The following is a 20,340-nucleotide window of genomic DNA, read 5'->3' on the forward strand; positions in this document are numbered from 1 at the left end:
TCGCGCCAGCCCTACAAAAACTCCGATAATTACTTCACGTAAGCGGTCCTCAGGTAGGCGCCTTCTTCGGCAGTCCCAAGATGCATTGCTCCCCAGCAACCTTGTCTTGCAGAAGGGCAGGGATCGATTTTCCAAGCACAAAAAAGGCCAATTCAGAGAATTGGCCTTTTTGCGTGAACCCGTGGATTCAACTATTTGTGAAAATGAGCAACTATTTTGTGAACCTACACCTGAATCAGAAATCCAGGTTGGAAACCGCCAGGGCGTTGCTTTCGATGAAGTCACGACGAGGTTCGACCGCATCACCCATCAGGGTGTTGAAGATCTGGTCCGCGCCAATGGCGTCTTCGATGGTCACTTTGAGCATCCGGCGCTGGCTTGGGTCCATAGTGGTTTCCCACAGCTGATCCGGGTTCATTTCACCCAGACCTTTGTATCGCTGGATGGTATGACGCTTGGTGCTTTCAGCCATCAGCCATTCAAGTGCTTCCTTGAACTCGGTGACCGGCTTCTTGCGCTCGCCGCGCTGGATGTACGCGCCTTCGTCCAGCAAGGTGCTCAGTTGAGCGCCCAGGGACACAACAGTCTTGTAATCGTTGCTGCCGAAGAAGTCGCGGTTGAAGGTGATGTAGTTCGACAAACCGTGGGAGATCAGTTCGACCTCTGGAAGCCAGACGTTACGTTCACGGTCTTCACGCAGACTGGCTTTGTAGACCAGACCGGATTTCTCGACGGTGCGCAGACGGACTTCGTACTTGGCCATCCAATCCTGCATCGCTGCATGATCGGACAGTTGCTCCATGCTCACTGCTGGCAGGTAGATGAAGTGCTCGGTCAATTCCTGGGGGTACAGGCGCGACAGACGCTTCAGAGTCTTCATTACCAGGCGGAAGTCATTCACCAGACGCTCGAGGGCCGGTCCGGAAATACCCGGGGCTTCCTCGTTCAGGTGCAGGCTTGCATCTTCCAGGGCCGATTGCGTCATGTACTCTTCCATGGCGTCGTCGTCTTTGATGTATTGCTCTTGCTTGCCTTTCTTGACCTTGTACAGCGGTGGCTGAGCGATGTAGATGTAGCCGCGTTCGATCAGCTCTGGCAACTGACGGAAGAAGAAGGTCAGCAGCAGGGTACGGATGTGCGAACCGTCGACGTCAGCATCGGTCATGATGATGATGTTGTGGTAACGCAGCTTCGCGATGTTGTACTCGTCGCGGCCAATGCCGCAGCCCAGCGCGGTGATCAAGGTGCCCACTTCCTGCGAAGAGATCATCTTGTCGAAACGCGCCTTCTCGACGTTCAGAATCTTGCCTTTCAGCGGCAGGATGGCTTGGGTCTTACGGTTACGTCCCTGCTTGGCGGAGCCGCCAGCAGAGTCACCTTCCACGAGGTACAGTTCGGAGAGGGCAGGGTCTTTTTCCTGGCAGTCAGCCAGTTTTCCCGGCAGGCCGGCAATATCCAGCGCGCCTTTGCGACGGGTCATCTCACGGGCTTTACGCGCCGCTTCACGAGCGCGAGCCGCATCGATCATCTTGCCAACGACCAGTTTGGCTTCGTTCGGGTTTTCCAACAGGAAGTCGGAGAAGTACTTGCCCATTTCCTGTTCGACCGCGGTCTTCACTTCGGAAGAAACCAGCTTGTCTTTGGTCTGGGAGCTGAACTTCGGATCCGGCACTTTCACCGAGATGATCGCGGTCAGGCCTTCACGGGCGTCGTCACCGGTGGTGGCGACTTTGTGCTTTTTCGCCAGACCTTCGGCTTCGATGTAGGTGTTCAGGTTACGTGTCAGTGCGGAACGGAAACCCACCAGGTGAGTACCGCCGTCGCGCTGCGGAATGTTGTTGGTGAAGCACAACAGGTTCTCGTTGAAGCTGTCGTTCCATTGCAGGGCGATTTCTACGCCGATGCCGTCTTCACGCTGGATGTTGAAGTGGAACACCTGGTTGACCGGGGTCTTGTTGGTGTTCAGGTACTCAACGAATGCACGCAGGCCGCCTTCGTATTTGAACAGCTCTTCCTTGCCGCTACGCTCGTCCTTGAGGACGATGCCGACACCGGAGTTGAGGAAGGACAGTTCACGAATCCGCTTGGCCAGGATGTCCCAGCTGAAGTGGATATTCTTGAAGGTCAGGTCGGACGGTTTGAAATGAATCTGGGTACCGGTGGATTCACTTTCACCGACGATTTTCATCGGTTCTTTCGGAACACCGTGGATATACGTCTGTTCCCAGATCTTGCCGCTACGGCGAACGGTCAGGACCAGCTCTTCAGACAGGGCGTTCACAACCGATACACCTACACCGTGCAAGCCGCCGGATACTTTGTAGGAGTTGTCATCGAACTTACCGCCGGCGTGCAGCACGGTCATGATGACCTCGGCTGCCGAAACGCCTTCTTCTTTGTGCACGTCTACCGGAATGCCACGACCGTTGTCGCGAACGGTGATGGATTCGTCCGGATGGATGATGATGCTGATGTCATCGCAGTGGCCGGCGAGCGCTTCGTCGATCGAGTTATCGACCACCTCGAACACCATGTGGTGCAGACCGCTGCCATCGTCGGTGTCACCAATGTACATACCGGGACGTTTGCGTACGGCATCCAGGCCTTTCAGCACTTTAATGCTCGTTGAGTCGTACGTATTTTCTTCGCTCAATGCCTTCACTCCCGATGGTCGTGGGTCTGGGTGATACGGCCCTGTTCCACGTGGAACAAAGCGACTGGCGTTTCCGTCTGCCAGCCTTCCCTCAATAATTCGTGATCTACACAGGTGATAAACACCTGGCAGCGTAAGTCTTCCAGCAAGCGGCAAAGCGCGCGGCGATGTTGCTCATCCAGTTCGGACGGCAGGTCATCCACCAGATAAATACACTGGCCGCGTCGGGCCTGGCTAACCAAATGCCCTTGGGCAATCCGCAATGCACAGACCACCAACTTCTGCTGTCCGCGGGACAAGATGTCGGCGGCGTTATGTGCGCCCAACCTAAGACGCAAATCAGCGCGTTGTGGTCCGGCCTGGGTATGACCCATTTGCTGATCCCGCTGAACGGACCCAGCGAGCACTGCACTCAATTCCCGGTCTTTGTCCCAGCCTCGGTAATAGCTGAGCGTCAAACCCTCAAGCTCAACCAATTCGCTCAAGGTCTGTTCAAAGACTGGTTTCAAGGCTTTGATATAAGCGCGGCGGTATTCATCTATTTCAGCGCTGGCCTGGCACAGTTCTCTGTCCCAAACCGCTTGCGAAACGGCGTCAAGTGTACCATGTCGCAGCCAAGAGTTTCTCTGGCGCAGGGCCTTCTGCAAGCGCTGCCAAGTGGACATGAATCGCGGTTCCACGTGGAACACGCCCCAGTCGAGAAACTGCCGACGAATCTTCGGTGCACCTTCCAGCAAGCGGAAACTGTCGGGGTTGATCAACTGTAATGGCAGGATCTCTGCCAGCTGCGCCGCACTGCGGGCGTTCTGCCCGTCGATACGGATCTGGAATTCCCCTTGGCGGTCGCGCGAAATGCCCAATGCGCTATGTCCCCCCTCAGCCAACTCCACCTGACCAAACACCGTACAGGCCAGTTGCTCATACTGGATAACCGGCAACAGACGGGTGCTACGAAACGAACGGGCAAGCCCCAGCAGGTAAATGGCCTCCAGAACACTGGTTTTGCCGCTGCCGTTGGCGCCGTAAAGAATGTTGATGCGGGGGGAGGGGGAGAAGGTCACCGGGTGCAGATTGCGCACCGCGGTGACCGAGACGCGACTTAAGGACATCTAGCTTCTGCTGGCATGATTACAGACGCATCGGCATGACAACGTAAGCCGAGTCGTCGTTGTCGGACTCTTGCACCAGCGCACTGCTGTTAGAGTCGGACAGAATCAGCCGAACCTGCTCGGTGGTCATCACGCCGAGCACGTCGAGCAAATAGCTCACGTTGAAGCCGATTTCCAGCGAGCCGCCGTTGTACTCAACGCCCACTTCTTCTTCCGCTTCTTCCTGCTCCGGGTTGTTCGCCTGGATCTTCAGCTGACCATTGGCCAGTTGCAAACGGATACCGCGGTACTTCTCGTTGGACAGAATCGCGGTACGGCTGAAGGCTTCACGCAGGGCCTGGCGATCGCCCAGCACAAGCTTGTCACCGCCTTTGGGAAGTACGCGCTCGTAATCAGGGAATTTGCCGTCGACCAGTTTCGAAGTGAAAGTGAATTCGCCGGTGGTCGCACGGATGTGATGTTGACCCAATACGATGCTGACGAGGCCGTCCGGTTCGGTCAGCAGGCGCGCCAGCTCAAGGATACCCTTGCGCGGCACGATCACCTGGTGGCGATCCGGCTGACCGATATCAGCCTGCATCGAGCACATGGCCAGACGGTGACCGTCGGTGGCCACGGCGCGAATAATGCCCGCCGAGACTTCAAGCAGCATACCGTTCAGGTAATAACGCACATCCTGTTGGGCCATGGCGAAGCTGGTGCGTTCGATCAAACGACGCAGTTTGCTTTGCTGAAGGCTGCAGGTCAGCGAACCAGGACCTTCTTCAACCGTCGGGAAATCGTTCGCCGGCAGAGTCGACAAGGTGAAGCGGCTACGGCCAGCCTTCACAACCAACTTCTGCTCGTCGACCTTGATGTCGATCAGCGCGTCGTTCGGCAAGCTCTTGCAGATGTCCATCAGCTTGCGCGCAGGCACGGTGATGGAACCTGGATCAGCCGGTTCTTCGAGTTGCACACGACCGACCAGCTCGACTTCCAGGTCGGTACCGGTCAGCGACAGTTGCTGGCCTTCGACAACCAGCAGCACGTTGGAGAGCACCGGCAAGGTCTGTCGGCGCTCGACGACGCCTGCGACCAGTTGCAGGGGTTTCAACAGGGCTTCGCGTTGAATGGTGAAATGCATGGTCTAGTCCCTTGCCTTAATAAGCTGCGCTGGTGTTCATCAAGTAGTCAGTGTACGCAGCAGGTTCTTGTAGTCCTCGCGGATGTCCGCGTCGGATTCCTTAAGTTCGTTGATCTTGCGGCAGGCGTGCAAAACAGTCGTGTGATCGCGGCCACCAAACACATCGCCGATTTCTGGCAGGCTATGGTTAGTCAGCTCTTTGGACAAGGCCATGGCCACCTGACGCGGACGGGCGACCGAGCGCGAACGACGCTTGGACAGCAGGTCGGAGATCTTGATCTTGTAGTACTCGGCGACGGTGCGCTGAATGTTATCCACAGAGACCAGTTTGTCTTGCAGTGCCAACAAGTCTTTCAGGGATTCGCGAATCAGCTCGATCGTGATGTCGCGGCCCATGAAGTGTGAGTGAGCGATGACGCGTTTGAGTGCGCCTTCCAGCTCACGGACGTTGGAACGAATACGTTGGGCAATGAAAAACGCCGCGTCGTGGGGCAGATCGACTTTGGCCTGATCAGCCTTTTTCATCAAGATCGCAACGCGGGTTTCCAGCTCCGGCGGCTCGACGGCTACCGTCAGGCCCCAGCCAAAGCGGGACTTGAGGCGCTCTTCAAGGCCTTCGATTTCTTTCGGGTAGCGGTCACTCGTGAGAATGACCTGCTGGCCACCTTCAAGCAAAGCGTTGAAGGTGTGGAAAAACTCTTCCTGGGACCGTTCCTTGCGGGCGAAGAACTGAATGTCATCGATCAGCAGGGCGTCCACCGAACGGTAGAAGCGCTTGAACTCGTTGATCGCATTCAGTTGCAGCGCCTTGACCATGTCAGCCACGAAACGCTCGGAATGCAGGTACACGACCTTCGCATTCGGATTCTTCTTTAATAGATGGTTACCCACAGCGTGCATCAAGTGGGTCTTACCCAGGCCGACGCCGCCATAAAGGAAGAGCGGGTTGTAACCGTGCTTGGGGTTGTCCGCCACTTGCCAGGCCGCGGCCCGGGCCAATTGGTTGGACTTACCCTCAACGAAGTTCTCAAAAGTGAAGGTACGGTTCAGGTAGCTGGTGTGCTTGAGCGCACCTTCTACCTGCACGGTGCGCTGCTCGGAACGAACCGGGGCTTGCTGCGAGCTGGCGCCGGCCATGGGGTCGAAGCTGTCGCGAGACGGCTCTTCACTGACCTCGGCCACTTTTTGCGTCGAACGCTTGGTCTGAGTGGCTACCGGGGCAGGCGTAGAGCTGACAGGCACTTGAGCCGCCTGAGCCTGGGAGGCTGCAGCGGCCAATGGTGCGTTAGGCGCAGCGCGCGGTGCCGAACTGCGTTTGCTGCCTATTAATAAGGAAAGCGCAGGCGCCATGCCATTGCCATGCTCATCCAGCAGTTCCAGGACGCGGCCCAGGTACTTTTCATTAACCCAGTCGAGAACAAAACGATTCGGTGCGTAGACACGCAACTCGTCGCCTTCGGCTTCGACCTGTAGTGGACGGATCCAAGTGTTGAATTGTTGGGCAGGCAGCTCATCGCGCAAAAGCTCCACGCACTGCTGCCAAAGTTCCACTGACACGGATATCCCCTAAGTTGAAAGCCGGTGAGGCAAAAACAAGCGGCCATTGTAGCGACCGGGCGCCGACTTATCCACACGTAGGTTTGTCACCCATTAAGAAGAATCCACGATTTATGGGAAAAAAAGACGACCAATGGTCTGTGTATAAGCTCTGTGGATAACCGGGTCTAAGGTCGTTGCACAAGTAGGGGGGAAACTCGGTGGATAACTGGCTTGTGGATAACTAGCCTTTTCACACACAGCTTATCCGACAGCGCAGCACAGGCTGAACACCGTTTTCCACCGTAGTTGTCATTCTCTGTACATCACGGTCTATAAGGGCCCGATACAGTTATCCACAGAGGATGGCCGCCCTAGCTTTTATAAGCTTTACAGAAAAGCTTTAAATAATTCCCTTCTTTATTTCTATATCTAGCGAAGGACCTGCGGACGGGCAAATCCTCTGGAGATCTATTTATAAGGAAACGCTGGTTGGAAATTGACCTAGAGGCTTGCTTTCTCTAGAATCCCCGGTCTCTTAAAACGGGGGCCATTCCGGCCCGTTGTGGACGAACCAGGTAACACGACAATGAAACGTACTTTCCAACCAAGCACTATCAAACGCGCTCGTACCCACGGTTTCCGTGCTCGCATGGCTACCAAGAACGGTCGTGCCGTCCTGTCGCGTCGTCGCGCCAAAGGTCGTGCGCGTCTGGCAGTTTGATAATCCGGCACTGGAGGTGAGTCAGGACTTCAGTCGGGAAAAGCGTTTGCTTACCCCCCGGCAATTCAAGGCAGTCTTTGACTCCCCTACCGGCAAGGTTCCGGGGAAAAATCTCCTGCTCCTTGCGCGCAACAACGATCTTGATCACCCCCGTCTCGGGCTGGTTATCGGGAAAAAGAGCGTAAAGCTCTCCGTCGAGCGCAATCGCCTCAAACGTCTGATGCGCGAATCGTTCCGTCTGCACCAGGATTCACTGGTCGGTTGGGACATCGTTATCGTCGCGCGCAAAGGTTTGGGTGACGTAGAAAACCCCGAATTGATTCAGCATTTCGGCAAACTCTGGAAGCGTCTGGCACGTAGCTCGCCGGTACCAGCAGTCAAAGCCGAAACTGTAGGGGTAGACAGTCCCGATGCGTAAACTGGCACTCGCTCCGATCCAGTTTTATCGCTATGCCATTAGTCCTTTGATGGCCAATCACTGTCGTTTCTACCCCAGTTGTTCCTGCTACGCGTATGAAGCCATAGAAAATCATGGCCTTCTGCGCGGTGGCTGGCTGGCCTTTCGTCGTTTAGGTCGCTGTCATCCGTGGAATCCCGGTGGTTATGACCCGGTTCCATCTATCCCTACCTCCCGTTCTTCTTCGATGGCCGAGTAATCATGGATATCAAACGCACGATCCTGATCGTCGCCCTGGCAATCGTGTCCTACGTTATGGTTCTTAAATGGAACCAGGACTATGGCCAGGCTGCCTTGCCGACTCAGAATGTTGCTTCCAGTACTACCGCACCGGGCCTACCGGACACGGCGACTGGCAATAATGCTTCTGTCAGTGACGACATTCCACGCGCCGCAAGCGATACCAGTGCCACTGCACCTGCTGAAACACCAGTAGCTGTAAGCAAAGATCTCATCCAGATCAAAACGGATGTGCTCAACCTGGCTATCGATCCACAAGGTGGCGATGTTGCCCAGTTGACGCTGCCGCTGTATCCACGTCGCCAGGACCATCCGGAAATTCCATTCCAGCTGTTCGATAACGGCAACGAGCGGACTTATCTGGCTCAAAGCGGCTTGATCGGCACCGATGGTCCGGACGCAAGTCCTGCCGGTCGTCCGGTTTACTCCTCGGAGAAGAAGATCTATCAACTGGCTGACGGTCAGGACCAATTGGTCGTGGACCTGAAGTTCAGCAAGGACGGCGTCAATTACATCAAGCGTTTCACACTGAAACGCGGCCTGTATGACGTAACCGTTTCCTACTTGATCGACAACGAAAGCGCCAAGCCTTGGTCGGGTGCGATGTTCGCGCAATTGAAGCGCGACGCCAGCTCCGATCCTTCTTCCAGCACTGCCACCGGCACCGCGACTTACCTGGGCGCCGCCCTGTGGACAAGTAACGAGCCGTACAAGAAAGTGTCGATGAAGGACATGGACAAGGCTCAGCTGAAAGAAACCGTAAACGGTGGTTGGGTTGCCTGGTTGCAACACTACTTCGTGACCGCGTGGATTCCGGCGAAGGGCGAAAACAACGTCGTCCAGACCCGTAAAGACAGCAAAGGCAACTACATCATCGGTTACACAGCGCCTGCATTGACTGTGGCGCCGGGTGCAAAAGCTGAAGTCAGCGCTGTTCTGTACGCCGGCCCGAAAAGCCAGGCGGTGCTGAAACAGTTGTCCCCAGGTCTGGAACTGACCGTCGACTACGGCATTTTGTGGTTCATTGCCCAGCCAATCTTCTGGTTGCTGCAACACATTCACGCGATTATCGGTAACTGGGGTTGGTCGATCATCTTCCTGACCATGCTGATCAAAGGGATCTTCTTCCCGCTGTCGGCTGCCAGCTACAAATCCATGGCGCGTATGCGCGCAGTGGCACCGAAACTGGCCGCGCTGAAAGAGCAACACGGCGACGACCGGCAGAAAATGTCGCAAGCCATGATGGAGCTGTACAAGAAAGAGAAGATCAATCCGCTGGGTGGCTGCTTGCCAATCGTCGTGCAGATGCCGGTTTTCCTTTCGCTGTACTGGGTTCTGCTGGAAAGCGTTGAAATGCGCCAGGCGCCTTTCATGCTGTGGATTACTGACCTGTCGATCAAGGACCCGTTCTTCATTCTGCCGATCATCATGGGCGCCACCATGTTCATCCAGCAGCAGTTGAACCCGACACCTCCGGATCCGATGCAGGCCAAGGTAATGAAGTTGATGCCGATCATCTTCACCTTCTTCTTCCTGTGGTTCCCGGCTGGTCTGGTGCTGTATTGGGTAGTGAACAACTGCCTGTCCATCACCCAACAGTGGTACATCACCCGTAAAATCGAACGAGCTACTAAAGCAACCGCTTGATTTACACTGTGGATAACCACTCAAGACGCCCCCTAGTGGGGCGTTTTGCTATCTGTCACTTTTGTCTGGATACCGGTTTATGAGCGTTCCTCGTGAAACCATCGCTGCCGTCGCCACCGCTCAAGGTCGCGGCGGTGTAGGCATTGTCCGTATTTCGGGACCACTCGCGAGCGTTGCAGCCAAGGCCTTCAGCGGTCGCGAACTCAAGCCACGATTTGCCCACTACGGCCCGTTCCTCAGTGATAACGATGAGGTATTGGACCAAGGCATCGCGCTGTATTTTCCGGGGCCCAACTCGTTCACCGGTGAAGATGTCCTGGAACTCCAGGGCCATGGCGGCCCGGTTGTTCTGGATATGCTGCTCAAACGTTGTCTGGAACTGGGCTGTCGGCTGGCCCGGCCTGGGGAATTCAGCGAACGCGCCTTCCTCAACGACAAACTTGATCTGGCCCAGGCCGAGGCTATCGCCGACCTGATTGAAGCGAGTTCTGCACAGGCGGCACGAAATGCCCTGCGTTCCTTGCAGGGAGCGTTCTCTGCACGTGTGCATAACCTGACCGAGCAACTGATTGGCCTGCGGATCTATGTCGAAGCGGCGATCGACTTTCCCGAAGAAGAAATCGACTTCCTTGCCGATGGCCACGTGCTGAGCATGCTCGACAAAGTGCGTGACGAGTTATCCACCGTGCTTCGAGAAGCCGGGCAGGGTGCCTTGTTGCGTGACGGCATGACGGTGGTGATCGCCGGCCGGCCCAACGCCGGTAAATCCAGCTTGCTGAACGCCCTGGCCGGCCGTGAAGCGGCAATCGTGACTGAGATTGCCGGCACCACCCGGGACATTCTTCGCGAACATATCCACATCGATGGGATGCCACTGCACGTAGTAGACACTGCAGGCCTGCGGGATACGGATGACCATGTGGAGAAAATCGGCGTCGAACGGGCGTTGAAAGCCATCGGCGAGGCCGATCGAGTGTTGTTGGTGGTCGATGCCACTGCACCGGAGGCGCTTGATCCTTTCGCATTATGGCCGGAGTTTCTGGAAACTCGCCCGGATCCAGCCAAGGTCACCCTGATCCGTAACAAGGCTGACCTGACGGGGGAACCGATTGCCCTGGAAGTTAGCGAGGATGGCCACGTCACCATCAGCCTCAGTGCGAAATCTGCCGGCAATGGACTGGAACTGCTGCGTGACCACCTCAAGGCCTGCATGGGCTACGAACAGACGTCGGAAAGCAGCTTCAGCGCTCGCAGGCGTCACCTTGAGGCGCTGCGTCATGCCAGCGCCTCCCTTGAGCATGGGCGTGCGCAGCTGACCCTGGCGGGTGCTGGTGAACTACTGGCTGAAGATTTACGTCAGGCTCAACACGCTTTGGGTGAAATCACCGGGGCATTCAGCTCCGATGACCTGCTTGGACGGATCTTTTCCAGCTTCTGCATCGGTAAATAACCCTTCCGTTGTCCACATGTAGGAGCGAGCTTGCTCGCGATGGACCTGAGGGTGACGCGTTTATCCAGCAAACACGCGTTATCGTTAACGTCCATCGCGAGCATGCTCGCTCCTACAAGGGTCAGCGTTCGCTCGACTGCCAGGCATTAGCCATTCGAGCCTGTCTGTTTCTTCCTTTCTCTTAAATTTTCTACCAGTGCCGAGCTGATTTTTTCTGCTTGAGCGGAATTTCCGTGCCCGGGATTTGCTCATTCGCTGCTTTTCTGTGGATTAAGCCCTGTGAATAACTGCCACTAAGGGCAGTTGATAACAGGGCCTCAAAACTGAAGATAACCGCCTCTGTGGATAACCATCCCTTTCATCCACAGGCTTAAACCGGTTATCCAAGGGCCTCCTTGGCAGATGACCACAGGGTTTTGAATCTCTGTACATATTGAATATAAAGGCCTGCATAGATCTATCCACAGAAATGTGCCTCAGTAGAAATAAACATAAAAACAAAGATTTAATAAATTTCTCTCTTTTTAATTTCTATAACCCCGACTTCTCCACAGCTGGTTAAATTTTGTGCAAAGGGTTCTTTAGGAAGGGCGAAGTCCCTATACTTGCCGACCTGGTCCAGAAACCCGGGCTCAAACTATTCCTGAATTACCTACTTAAGCAGGCACGAGGTGCGTGGTGGATTTCCCTTCCCGTTTTGAAGTGATCGTCATCGGCGGCGGTCATGCCGGTACCGAGGCAGCACTGGCGTCAGCACGTATGGGGGCAAAAACCCTGTTGCTGACGCATAACGTGGAAACCCTCGGCGCCATGAGCTGCAACCCCGCCATTGGTGGGATCGGCAAAAGCCACCTGGTCAAGGAAATTGACGCCCTGGGTGGCGCGATGGCCATGGCTACCGACAAAGGCGGAATTCAGTTCCGCGTGTTGAACAGCCGCAAAGGCCCGGCCGTGCGTGCAACCCGCGCTCAGGCAGACCGGGTCTTGTACAAAGCCGCTGTCCGCGAAGCGTTGGAGAACCAGCCGAACCTGTGGATATTTCAACAGGCTGCTGACGACCTGATCGTCGAGCAGGAACAAGTGCGTGGTGTTGTCACCCAAATGGGCCTGCGTTTCTTCGCAGATTCCGTGGTGTTGACCACTGGCACCTTCCTCGGTGGACTTATCCACATCGGCATGCAGAATTATTCCGGTGGTCGCGCCGGTGATCCGCCATCGATAGCCCTGGCTCACCGTCTGCGTGAATTGCCATTGCGTGTCGGTCGCCTGAAAACCGGGACACCGCCGCGTATTGACGGTCGATCGGTGGATTTCTCGGTAATGACCGAGCAAGCAGGCGATACACCGATCCCGGTGATGTCGTTCATGGGGTCCAAAGAGCAACATCCGAAACAGGTGAGCTGCTGGATTACCCACACCAACGCCCGCACCCACGAAATCATCGCTGCGAACCTCGACCGTTCGCCGATGTATTCCGACGCTGGGTTGATCGAAGGCATCGGCCCGCGTTATTGCCCTTCGATCGAAGACAAGATCCACCGCTTTGCCGACAAGGAAAGCCATCAGGTCTTCATCGAGCCGGAAGGCTTGACCACCAATGAGCTGTACCCGAACGGGATATCCACATCCTTGCCGTTCGATGTGCAATTGCAGATCGTGCAATCGATCCGCGGCATGGAAAACGCACACATTGTTCGGCCGGGCTACGCCATCGAGTACGACTACTTCGACCCACGTGACCTGAAGTACAGCCTGGAAACCAAAGTGATTGGCGGTCTGTTTTTCGCCGGGCAAATCAACGGCACCACCGGTTACGAAGAAGCCGGCGCCCAGGGTTTGCTGGCCGGGGCCAATGCGGCACTGCGTGCACAGGGCAAAGATGCCTGGTGTCCACGCCGCGATGAAGCGTATATCGGTGTGTTGGTCGACGACCTGATTACGCTCGGTACACAAGAGCCGTACCGCATGTTCACCTCCCGTGCCGAGTACCGTTTGATCTTGCGTGAAGACAACGCCGACCTGCGCTTGACCGAAAAAGGTCGCGAATTGGGTCTGGTCGACGACGCGCGTTGGGCGGCCTTTTGCAAGAAACGTGAAAGCATTGATCTGGAAGAGCAACGCCTGAAAAGTACCTGGGTTCGTCCGGGCACCGAGCAGGGCGATGCCATTTCCGAGAAATTCGGTACGCCACTGACCCACGAATACAATTTGCTCAACCTGCTGAGCCGTCCGGAAATCGACTACGCTGGTCTGATCTCCGTAACCGGTGGGGGCGCAGAAGATCCACAAGTCGCCGAGCAGGTCGAAATCAAGACCAAATATGCCGGTTACATCGATCGCCAACAGGATGAAATCGCCCGACTGCGCGCCAGCGAAGACACAAAACTGCCTGTGGATATCGATTACACAAACATTTCCGGTCTCTCCAAAGAGATCCAGAGCAAGCTCGGTGCGACCCGTCCAGAGACTTTGGGCCAGGCGTCACGCATTCCGGGCGTTACGCCGGCAGCGATTTCGCTGTTGATGATTCATTTGAAAAAACGCGGCGCGGGCCGTCAGTTGGAGCAAAGCGCTTGAGTTCGTTGGTCACCTCGCAACACGCAGAAGAGTTATCCACAGGTGCTCGCCAGCTGGGTGTCACACTGACAGACGCCCAGCACGCGCAGCTGCTGGGTTATCTGGCCCTGTTGATAAAATGGAACAAGGCTTACAACCTCACCGCCGTGCGCGATCCAGACGAAATGGTGTCCCGGCACCTGCTCGATAGTTTGAGCGTGATGTCGTTCGTCGAGAATGGCCGTTGGCTGGACGTCGGCAGTGGCGGCGGCATGCCGGGTATTCCATTGGCGATCCTGTTTCCAGAGTCCCAAGTGACCTGCCTGGACAGCAACGGCAAGAAAACCCGCTTCCTGACCCAGGTCAAACTCGAACTCAAACTGGATAACCTGCAAGTTATCCACAGCCGCGTCGAAGCCTTCCAGCCTGCACAGCCTTTCAACGGGATTATTTCCCGGGCGTTCAGCAGCATGGAGAACTTCAGCAACTGGACTCGCCACCTCGGTGACGCCGATACACGCTGGCTGGCAATGAAGGGCGTTCATCCCGCCGATGAGCTGGTAGCATTGCCGACAGACTTCCACCTCGATAGCGAACACGCCCTGGCTGTACCTGGTTGCCAAGGCCAACGCCATCTGCTGATACTGCGCCGCACGGCATGATTGGGAACACAAGCAAGAATGGCTAAGGTATTCGCGATTGCGAACCAAAAGGGTGGTGTGGGTAAAACCACCACCTGCATCAACCTCGCAGCTTCCCTGGTCGCTACCAAGCGTCGGGTGCTGTTGATCGATCTCGATCCACAGGGCAACGCCACCATGGGTAGCGGTGTGGATAAACACGGTCTGGAAAATTCGGTCTACGACTTGCTGATCGGCGAATGCGATCTGGCCCAGGCCATGCACTTCTCCGAACACGGTGGTTACCAGCTGTTGCCGGCAAACCGTGACCTGACCGCGGCCGAAGTGGTTCTGCTGGAAATGCAGATGAAGGAAAGCCGTCTGCGCAGTGCGTTGGCGCCGATCCGTGAAAACTACGATTACATTTTGATCGACTGCCCGCCGTCGCTGTCGATGCTGACGCTCAACGCATTGGTCGCCGCTGATGGGGTGATTATCCCCATGCAGTGCGAGTACTTCGCGCTCGAAGGTTTGAGCGACCTTGTGGATAACATCAAGCGCATCGCCGAACTGCTGAACCCGAACCTGAAAGTCGAAGGCCTGTTGCGGACAATGTACGACCCGCGATTGAGCCTGATGAACGACGTGTCGGCCCAGCTCAAGGAACACTTCGGCGAGCAGCTTTACGACACCGTGATTCCGCGCAACATCCGCCTGGCCGAAGCACCAAGCTATGGCATGCCAGCGCTGGCGTACGATAAATCATCGCGGGGCGCCATTGCCTATTTGGCATTGGCCGGCGAGATGGTTCGCCGTCAACGCAAAAACTCACGCACCGCCGCTGCTCAGGCAACTTAAGGAATCCCCATGGCCGTCAAGAAACGAGGTCTCGGACGTGGACTGGATGCACTGCTGAGCGGTCCGACTGTCAGCTCGCTGGAAGAACAAGCCGTACAAGCCGATCAGCGTGAGCTGCAACATCTGCCCCTGGACCTGATCCAGCGCGGCAAGTACCAGCCACGCCGGGACATGGATCCTCAAGCGCTGGAAGAACTGGCGCAGTCGATCAAGGCCCAGGGCGTGATGCAGCCGATCGTGGTTCGTCCGATCGGCAGCGGTCGCTTCGAAATCATCGCTGGCGAACGTCGCTGGCGCGCCAGCCAGCAGGCTGGCCAGGAAACCATCCCGGCAATGGTTCGCGATGTACCGGATGAAACCGCGATCGCCATGGCGCTGATCGAGAACATCCAGCGCGAAGACCTGAATCCGATTGAAGAAGCGGTAGCTCTGCAGCGATTGCAGCAGGAATTCCAGCTGACTCAGCAACAAGTGGCCGAAGCGGTGGGCAAATCCCGCGTGACTGTGGCCAACCTGCTACGCTTGATCGCGTTGCCGGAAGTCATCAAAACCATGTTGTCCCACGGTGACCTGGAAATGGGTCATGCGCGTGCTTTGCTTGGTTTGCCGGAAAATCAACAGGTTGAAGGGGCGCGACATGTTGTCGCACGGGGGCTGACGGTGCGCCAGACTGAAGCACTGGTTCGCCAGTGGTTGAGTGGCAAACAAGAACCTGCTGAACCGGTAAAGCCGGACCCGGATATCGCCCGACTCGAGCAGCGTCTGGCTGAGCGTTTAGGCTCTGCGGTGCAGATCCGCCACGGTAAGAAGGGGAAAGGGCAGTTGGTCATTGGGTACAACTCCCTCGATGAGCTTCAGGGTGTACTTGCACACATTCGTTGAAACATTTCCTCATGTAGCGTGCAGGCGGAAATCACTACCTGACAGTTGAATAGGGGCAGATCCGCCCCTATACTCTGCGCGCATTTTGTCGGCACAAATTATGCCAAGTTATTGAATTATGGCAGCCGATCATTGGGGAGCATTAGTGATGGACAGCCGCACGCCAAACCGCTTGCCGTTCCATCGCCTGGCAGTTTTTCCGGTGTTAATGGCTCAATTTGTCGTTTTGCTGATTGCCGCTTTGGCGCTCTGGCAATGGCATGGAGTCGTAGCCGGGTACTCAGGACTCTGCGGAGGCCTGATAGCCTTGCTGCCCAATGTTTATTTCGCTCACAGGGCATTTCGGTTTTCCGGCGCCCGAGCAGCTCAAGCCATCGTCCGGTCTTTTTATGCCGGCGAGGCGGGCAAACTGATTTTGACGGCAGTGCTCTTTGCATTGACGTTTGCAGGTGTGAAGCCATTGGCGCCGTTAGCTGTATTCGGCGTCTTCGTGTTGACCCAACTGGTCAGCTGGTTCGCACCCCTGCTTATGAAAACAAGACTTTCGAGACCTTAGGGCGTTTGAGGCAACCATGGCAGCAGAAACCGCTTCGGGCTATATCCAGCACCACTTGATGAACCTGACCTTCGGTCAGTTACCTACCGGCGGCTGGGGCTTTGCCCACACCGCAGCAGAAGCCAAGGCAATGGGCTTCTGGGCATTCCACGTCGATACCCTCGGCTGGTCTGTTGCGTTGGGTCTGATCTTCGTTCTTCTTTTCCGCATGGCGGCGAAGAAGGCGACTTCCGGTGTACCGGGTGCTTTGCAGAACTTCGTTGAAGTGATGGTTGAATTCGTCGATAGCGCCGTGAAGGACAGCTTCCACGGCCGTAGCCCGGTAGTTGCTCCGCTGGCGCTGACGGTTTTCGTCTGGGTGTTCATGATGAACGCCATCGACCTGGTACCGGTCGACTGGATCCCGCAACTGGCCGCGGCTATTTCCGGCAACCACGAGATCCCGTTCCGTGCCGTATCGACCACCGACCCGAACGCAACGCTGGCCATGGCCTTCTCGGTGTTCGCGCTGATCATTTTCTACAGCATCAAGATCAAGGGCCTCGGCGGCTTCATCGGCGAACTGACCCTGCACCCGTTCGGCAGCAAGAACATTTTCCTGCAAGCCCTGCTGATTCCGGTGAACTTCCTGCTGGAGTTCGTGACGCTGATTGCCAAGCCAATTTCGCTGGCACTGCGTCTGTTCGGCAACATGTACGCTGGCGAGCTGGTGTTTATCCTGATCGCCGTGATGTTCGGCAGCGGCCTGCTCTGGCTTGGCGGTCTGGGCATTGTGCTGCAATGGGCGTGGGCTGTATTCCACATCCTGATCATCACCCTGCAAGCGTTCATCTTCATGATTCTGACCATCATCTACCTGTCGATGGCGCACGAAGAGAACCATTAAGACCAGTCTCGACTAGTCTGATGTCCCACTCGGTCAAACGAGTGGGTGCCCGAACAGGGCTATGAAACGATTTGTTTTACCGCTTTAAAATCTAAAAAACCTAAACCATACGACGTAAAAGTCGGGAGGAAAGATGGAAACTGTAGTTGGTCTAACCGCTATCGCTGTTGCACTGTTGATCGGCCTGGGCGCACTGGGTACCGCAATTGGTTTCGGCCTGTTGGGCGGCAAGTTCCTGGAAGGCGCAGCGCGTCAACCAGAAATGGTTCCAATGCTGCAAGTCAAAATGTTCATCGTTGCCGGTCTGCTCGACGCCGTAACCATGATCGGCGTTGGTATCGCTCTGTTCTTCACCTTTGCGAACCCTTTCGTTGGTCAACTCGCTCACTAATCACTCGGATTTTCGAGTTGAGCAAGTCTGATGGACAACGAACGAGCGAGGTGTTGGCGTGAACATTAATGCAACCCTGATTGGCCAGTCCGTTGCGTTCTTCATTTTTGTACTGTTTTGCATGAAGTTCGTGTGGCCTCCGGTCATCGCGGCTTTGCACGAACGTCAGAAGAAGATCGCGGATGGACTGGACGCTGCCGCCCGAGCAGCTCGCGACCTGGAATTGGCCCAAGATAAAGCGGGTCAACAACTGCGCGAAGCTAAGGCTCAGGCAGCCGAAATCATTGAGCAAGCCAAGAAACGCGGTAACCAGATCGTTGAAGAGGCTGTTGAAAAAGCCCGTATCGACGCTGACCGTGTGAAGGTTCAGGCTCAGGCCGAGATCGAGCAGGAACTGAACAGTGTCAAAGACGCGCTGCGTGCCCAATTGGGTGCTCTGGCCGTTGGCGGCGCCGAGAAGATCCTGGGTGCCACAATCGATCAAAACGCGCACGCGGAGCTGGTAAACAAACTGGCTGCTGAAATTTAAGCGAGGGCGATCATGGCAGAATTGACCACGTTGGCCCGACCTTACGCTAAGGCAGCCTTCGAGCACGCCCAGGCCCACCAGCAACTGGCCTCTTGGTCAGCCATGCTCGGCCTGGCTGCAGCAGTGTCGCAAGACGACACCATGCAGCGCGTGCTCAAGGCCCCGCGACTGACGAGCGCAAACAAGGCCGCCACGTTTATTGACGTGTGCGGCGACAAGTTTGATGCCAAGGCACAGAACTTCATTAACGTCGTTGCCGAAAACGACCGTCTCCCGCTGTTGCCGGAGATCGCCGCTCTGTTTGACCTGTATAAGGCCGAACAAGAGAAGTCGGTAGATGTTGAAGTCACCAGTGCTTTTGCATTGAACCAAGAACAGCAAGACAAACTCGCCAAGGTTCTCAGTGCACGACTCAACCGGGAAGTGCGCCTGCAAGTTGCGGAGGATGCCGCCCTTATTGGTGGTGTCATCATTCGCGCCGGCGACCTGGTAATCGATGGCTCGATTCGCGGCAAACTCGCGAATCTTGCCGAAGCATTGAAATCTTGAGTTTGAAGGGGCAGCAGAGCAATGCAGCAACTCAATCCTTCCGAAATAAGTGAAATTATCAAGGGCCGCATCGACAAGCTCGATGTGACCTCCCAAGCCCGTAACGAAGGCACTGTCGTCAGCGTATCTGACGGTATCGTGCGGATTCACGGTCTGGCCGACGTCATGTACGGCGAGATGATCGAGTTTCCGGGCGGCGTCTTCGGCATGGCTCTCAACCTGGAGCAAGACTCCGTAGGTGCCGTTGTATTGGGCGTCTACCAGTCTCTGGCTGAAGGCATGAGCGCCAAGTGCACTGGCCGCATCCTCGAAGTTCCGGTTGGTAAGGAACTGCTGGGTCGCGTAGTCGACGCACTGGGTAACCCGGTTGACGGCAAAGGTCCACTGAACAACACCGAGACCGATGCGGTCGAGAAAGTTGCTCCAGGCGTGATCTGGCGTAAGTCGGTAGACCAGCCTGTACAGACTGGCTACAAGGCTGTCGATGCCATGATCCCAGTCGGCCGTGGCCAGCGTGAGCTGATCATCGGTGACCGTCAGATCGGTAAAACCGCTCTGGCGATCGACGCGATCATCAACCAGAAAGACAGCGGCATTTTCTGCGTCTACGTAGCGATCGGTCAGAAACAATCGACCATCGCCAACGTTGTTCGCAAGCTGGAAGAAAACGGCGCACTGGCTAACACCATCGTCGTGGCTGCGAGCGCTTCGGAATCTGCAGCACTGCAATTCCTGGCACCGTACTCCGGTTGCACCATGGGTGAATACTTCCGCGACCGCGGTGAAGACGCGCTGATCGTTTATGACGATCTGTCCAAGCAAGCAGTGGCTTACCGCCAGATTTCCCTGCTGCTGCGCCGTCCACCAGGCCGTGAAGCTTACCCAGGCGACGTGTTCTATCTCCACTCCCGTCTGCTGGAGCGCGCATCCCGCGTTTCGGAAGAGTACGTAGAGAAGTTCACCAACGGCGCAGTGACCGGCAAAACCGGTTCCCTGACCGCATTGCCGATCATCGAAACCCAGGCTGGCGACGTTTCCGCGTTCGTTCCGACCAACGTGATTTCCATCACCGACGGTCAGATCTTCCTGGAATCGGCCATGTTCAACTCCGGGATCCGTCCTGCTGTGAACGCCGGTGTTTCGGTATCCCGTGTGGGTGGTGCCGCTCAGACCAAGATCATCAAGAAGCTCTCCGGTGGTATCCGTACCGCTCTGGCTCAGTACCGTGAACTGGCGGCATTCGCCCAGTTCGCTTCTGACCTGGACGAAGCGACCCGTAAGCAACTTGAGCATGGTCAGCGCGTTACCGAGCTGATGAAGCAGAAGCAATACGCACCAATGTCGATCGCTGACATGGCGCTGTCGCTGTATGCCGCTGAGCGTGGGTTCCTGACTGACGTTGAAATCGCCAAGATCGGCAGCTTCGAACAAGCGCTGATTGCTTTCTTCAACCGCGATCACGCCGATTTGATGGCGAAGATCAACGTGAAGGGTGACTTCAATGACGAAATCGACGCTGGCATGAAAGCCGGTATCGAGAAGTTCAAGGCCACCCAAACCTGGTAAGCCGCAGC

At 56.1% G+C, this 20,340-nt stretch carries 19 protein-coding genes; 15 read left to right on the plus strand and 4 right to left on the minus strand.

Features of this window, described 5'->3' with window-relative positions:
• Positions 1 to 235 precede the first annotated feature (235 nt).
• The 4 genes from gyrB to dnaA are packed head-to-tail and all read right to left on the minus strand — an operon-like array spanning position 236 to position 6,442.
• Positions 236 to 2,653 (minus strand): DNA topoisomerase (ATP-hydrolyzing) subunit B, encoded by a 2,418-nt coding sequence (gyrB, locus tag ACM6IR_RS22985; RefSeq protein ID WP_414909823.1) that lies wholly within the window; start codon positions 2,651 to 2,653, stop codon positions 236 to 238.
• 5 nt (positions 2,654 to 2,658) lie between these two features.
• Positions 2,659 to 3,762 (minus strand): DNA replication/repair protein RecF, encoded by a 1,104-nt coding sequence (gene recF, locus ACM6IR_RS22990; protein ID WP_414909824.1) that lies wholly within the window; start codon positions 3,760 to 3,762, stop codon positions 2,659 to 2,661.
• A 19-nt stretch (positions 3,763 to 3,781) separates the two neighbouring features.
• Positions 3,782 to 4,885 (minus strand): DNA polymerase III subunit beta, encoded by a 1,104-nt coding sequence (dnaN, locus tag ACM6IR_RS22995; protein WP_414909825.1) that lies wholly within the window; start codon positions 4,883 to 4,885, stop codon positions 3,782 to 3,784.
• Positions 4,886 to 4,924: 39 nt separating this feature from the next.
• Positions 4,925 to 6,442 carry a chromosomal replication initiator protein DnaA gene (dnaA, locus tag ACM6IR_RS23000; protein ID WP_414909826.1) on the minus strand — a complete coding sequence of 506 codons (1,518 nt, stop codon included), beginning with the start codon at positions 6,440 to 6,442 and terminating at the stop codon, positions 4,925 to 4,927.
• A gap of 568 nt (positions 6,443 to 7,010) precedes the next feature.
• Between dnaA and rpmH the strand changes: the two genes are divergently transcribed.
• From rpmH to atpA, 15 genes are all read left to right on the plus strand, one after another.
• Positions 7,011 to 7,145 (plus strand): 50S ribosomal protein L34, encoded by a 135-nt coding sequence (gene rpmH / locus ACM6IR_RS23005; protein WP_003213577.1) that lies wholly within the window; start codon positions 7,011 to 7,013, stop codon positions 7,143 to 7,145.
• 16 nt (positions 7,146 to 7,161) lie between these two features.
• Positions 7,162 to 7,563 carry a ribonuclease P protein component gene (rnpA, locus tag ACM6IR_RS23010; protein WP_414909978.1) on the plus strand — a complete coding sequence of 134 codons (402 nt, stop codon included), beginning with the start codon at positions 7,162 to 7,164 and terminating at the stop codon, positions 7,561 to 7,563.
• On the plus strand, positions 7,556 to 7,801 hold the full coding sequence (yidD, locus tag ACM6IR_RS23015) for a membrane protein insertion efficiency factor YidD (RefSeq protein WP_414909827.1): 246 nt from the start codon (positions 7,556 to 7,558) through the stop codon (positions 7,799 to 7,801). The genes rnpA and yidD overlap by 8 nt, the downstream gene beginning before the upstream one ends.
• A gap of 2 nt (positions 7,802 to 7,803) precedes the next feature.
• Entirely contained in the window at positions 7,804 to 9,489 is a 1,686-nt protein-coding gene (gene yidC / locus ACM6IR_RS23020) for a membrane protein insertase YidC (protein WP_414909828.1), read from the plus strand.
• A gap of 79 nt (positions 9,490 to 9,568) precedes the next feature.
• A complete protein-coding gene (gene mnmE, locus ACM6IR_RS23025; RefSeq protein WP_414909829.1) occupies positions 9,569 to 10,939 on the plus strand; it encodes a tRNA uridine-5-carboxymethylaminomethyl(34) synthesis GTPase MnmE in 1,371 nt (456 codons plus the stop codon).
• 678 nt (positions 10,940 to 11,617) lie between these two features.
• Positions 11,618 to 13,516: a tRNA uridine-5-carboxymethylaminomethyl(34) synthesis enzyme MnmG gene (gene mnmG, locus ACM6IR_RS23030; protein WP_414909830.1), complete on the plus strand. Its 1,899-nt coding sequence runs from the start codon at positions 11,618 to 11,620 to the stop codon at positions 13,514 to 13,516.
• A complete protein-coding gene (gene rsmG / locus ACM6IR_RS23035; protein WP_414909831.1) occupies positions 13,513 to 14,157 on the plus strand; it encodes a 16S rRNA (guanine(527)-N(7))-methyltransferase RsmG in 645 nt (214 codons plus the stop codon). Before mnmG ends, rsmG begins: the two co-directional genes overlap by 4 nt.
• Positions 14,158 to 14,175: 18 nt before the next feature.
• Positions 14,176 to 14,973 carry a ParA family protein gene (locus ACM6IR_RS23040; RefSeq protein WP_007948095.1) on the plus strand — a complete coding sequence of 266 codons (798 nt, stop codon included), beginning with the start codon at positions 14,176 to 14,178 and terminating at the stop codon, positions 14,971 to 14,973.
• Between the two features lie 9 nt (positions 14,974 to 14,982).
• A complete protein-coding gene (locus ACM6IR_RS23045) occupies positions 14,983 to 15,855 on the plus strand; it encodes a ParB/RepB/Spo0J family partition protein (protein WP_008027541.1) in 873 nt (290 codons plus the stop codon).
• A 148-nt stretch (positions 15,856 to 16,003) separates the two neighbouring features.
• A complete protein-coding gene (locus ACM6IR_RS23050; protein ID WP_414909832.1) occupies positions 16,004 to 16,411 on the plus strand; it encodes a F0F1 ATP synthase subunit I in 408 nt (135 codons plus the stop codon).
• A gap of 16 nt (positions 16,412 to 16,427) precedes the next feature.
• On the plus strand, positions 16,428 to 17,297 hold the full coding sequence (gene atpB, locus ACM6IR_RS23055; RefSeq protein WP_414909833.1) for a F0F1 ATP synthase subunit A: 870 nt from the start codon (positions 16,428 to 16,430) through the stop codon (positions 17,295 to 17,297).
• A gap of 133 nt (positions 17,298 to 17,430) precedes the next feature.
• On the plus strand, positions 17,431 to 17,688 hold the full coding sequence (gene atpE / locus ACM6IR_RS23060; protein ID WP_019694395.1) for a F0F1 ATP synthase subunit C: 258 nt from the start codon (positions 17,431 to 17,433) through the stop codon (positions 17,686 to 17,688).
• 58 nt (positions 17,689 to 17,746) lie between these two features.
• On the plus strand, positions 17,747 to 18,217 hold the full coding sequence (locus tag ACM6IR_RS23065) for a F0F1 ATP synthase subunit B (RefSeq protein WP_008027535.1): 471 nt from the start codon (positions 17,747 to 17,749) through the stop codon (positions 18,215 to 18,217).
• Positions 18,218 to 18,229: 12 nt separating this feature from the next.
• On the plus strand, positions 18,230 to 18,766 hold the full coding sequence (locus ACM6IR_RS23070; RefSeq protein ID WP_027926211.1) for a F0F1 ATP synthase subunit delta: 537 nt from the start codon (positions 18,230 to 18,232) through the stop codon (positions 18,764 to 18,766).
• A 21-nt stretch (positions 18,767 to 18,787) separates the two neighbouring features.
• The gene (gene atpA / locus ACM6IR_RS23075; RefSeq protein ID WP_157714414.1) at positions 18,788 to 20,332 is read left to right on the plus strand and encodes a F0F1 ATP synthase subunit alpha; all 1,545 of its coding nucleotides are present in this window, start codon (positions 18,788 to 18,790) and stop codon (positions 20,330 to 20,332) included.
• Positions 20,333 to 20,340 lie beyond the last annotated feature (8 nt).

Source organism: Pseudomonas sp. IT-P253 (genome assembly GCF_949768125.1).
GTDB lineage: Bacteria > Pseudomonadota > Gammaproteobacteria > Pseudomonadales > Pseudomonadaceae > Aquipseudomonas.

Coding starts and splice junctions, on each gene's coding strand:
- ACM6IR_RS23050 (WP_414909832.1), top strand. CDS start 16,004: ATGGACAGCCGCACGCCAAACCGCTTGCCGTTCCATCGCCTGGCAGTT.
- atpB (WP_414909833.1), top strand. CDS start 16,428: ATGGCAGCAGAAACCGCTTCGGGCTATATCCAGCACCACTTGATGAAC.
- yidC (WP_414909828.1), top strand. CDS start 7,804: ATGGATATCAAACGCACGATCCTGATCGTCGCCCTGGCAATCGTGTCC.
- atpA (WP_157714414.1), top strand. CDS start 18,788: ATGCAGCAACTCAATCCTTCCGAAATAAGTGAAATTATCAAGGGCCGC.
- mnmE (WP_414909829.1), top strand. CDS start 9,569: ATGAGCGTTCCTCGTGAAACCATCGCTGCCGTCGCCACCGCTCAAGGT.
- yidD (WP_414909827.1), top strand. CDS start 7,556: ATGCGTAAACTGGCACTCGCTCCGATCCAGTTTTATCGCTATGCCATT.
- atpE (WP_019694395.1), top strand. CDS start 17,431: ATGGAAACTGTAGTTGGTCTAACCGCTATCGCTGTTGCACTGTTGATC.
- recF (WP_414909824.1), bottom strand. CDS start 3,762: ATGTCCTTAAGTCGCGTCTCGGTCACCGCGGTGCGCAATCTGCACCCG.
- ACM6IR_RS23045 (WP_008027541.1), top strand. CDS start 14,983: ATGGCCGTCAAGAAACGAGGTCTCGGACGTGGACTGGATGCACTGCTG.
- dnaN (WP_414909825.1), bottom strand. CDS start 4,885: ATGCATTTCACCATTCAACGCGAAGCCCTGTTGAAACCCCTGCAACTG.
- ACM6IR_RS23040 (WP_007948095.1), top strand. CDS start 14,176: ATGGCTAAGGTATTCGCGATTGCGAACCAAAAGGGTGGTGTGGGTAAA.
- rpmH (WP_003213577.1), top strand. CDS start 7,011: ATGAAACGTACTTTCCAACCAAGCACTATCAAACGCGCTCGTACCCAC.
- ACM6IR_RS23070 (WP_027926211.1), top strand. CDS start 18,230: ATGGCAGAATTGACCACGTTGGCCCGACCTTACGCTAAGGCAGCCTTC.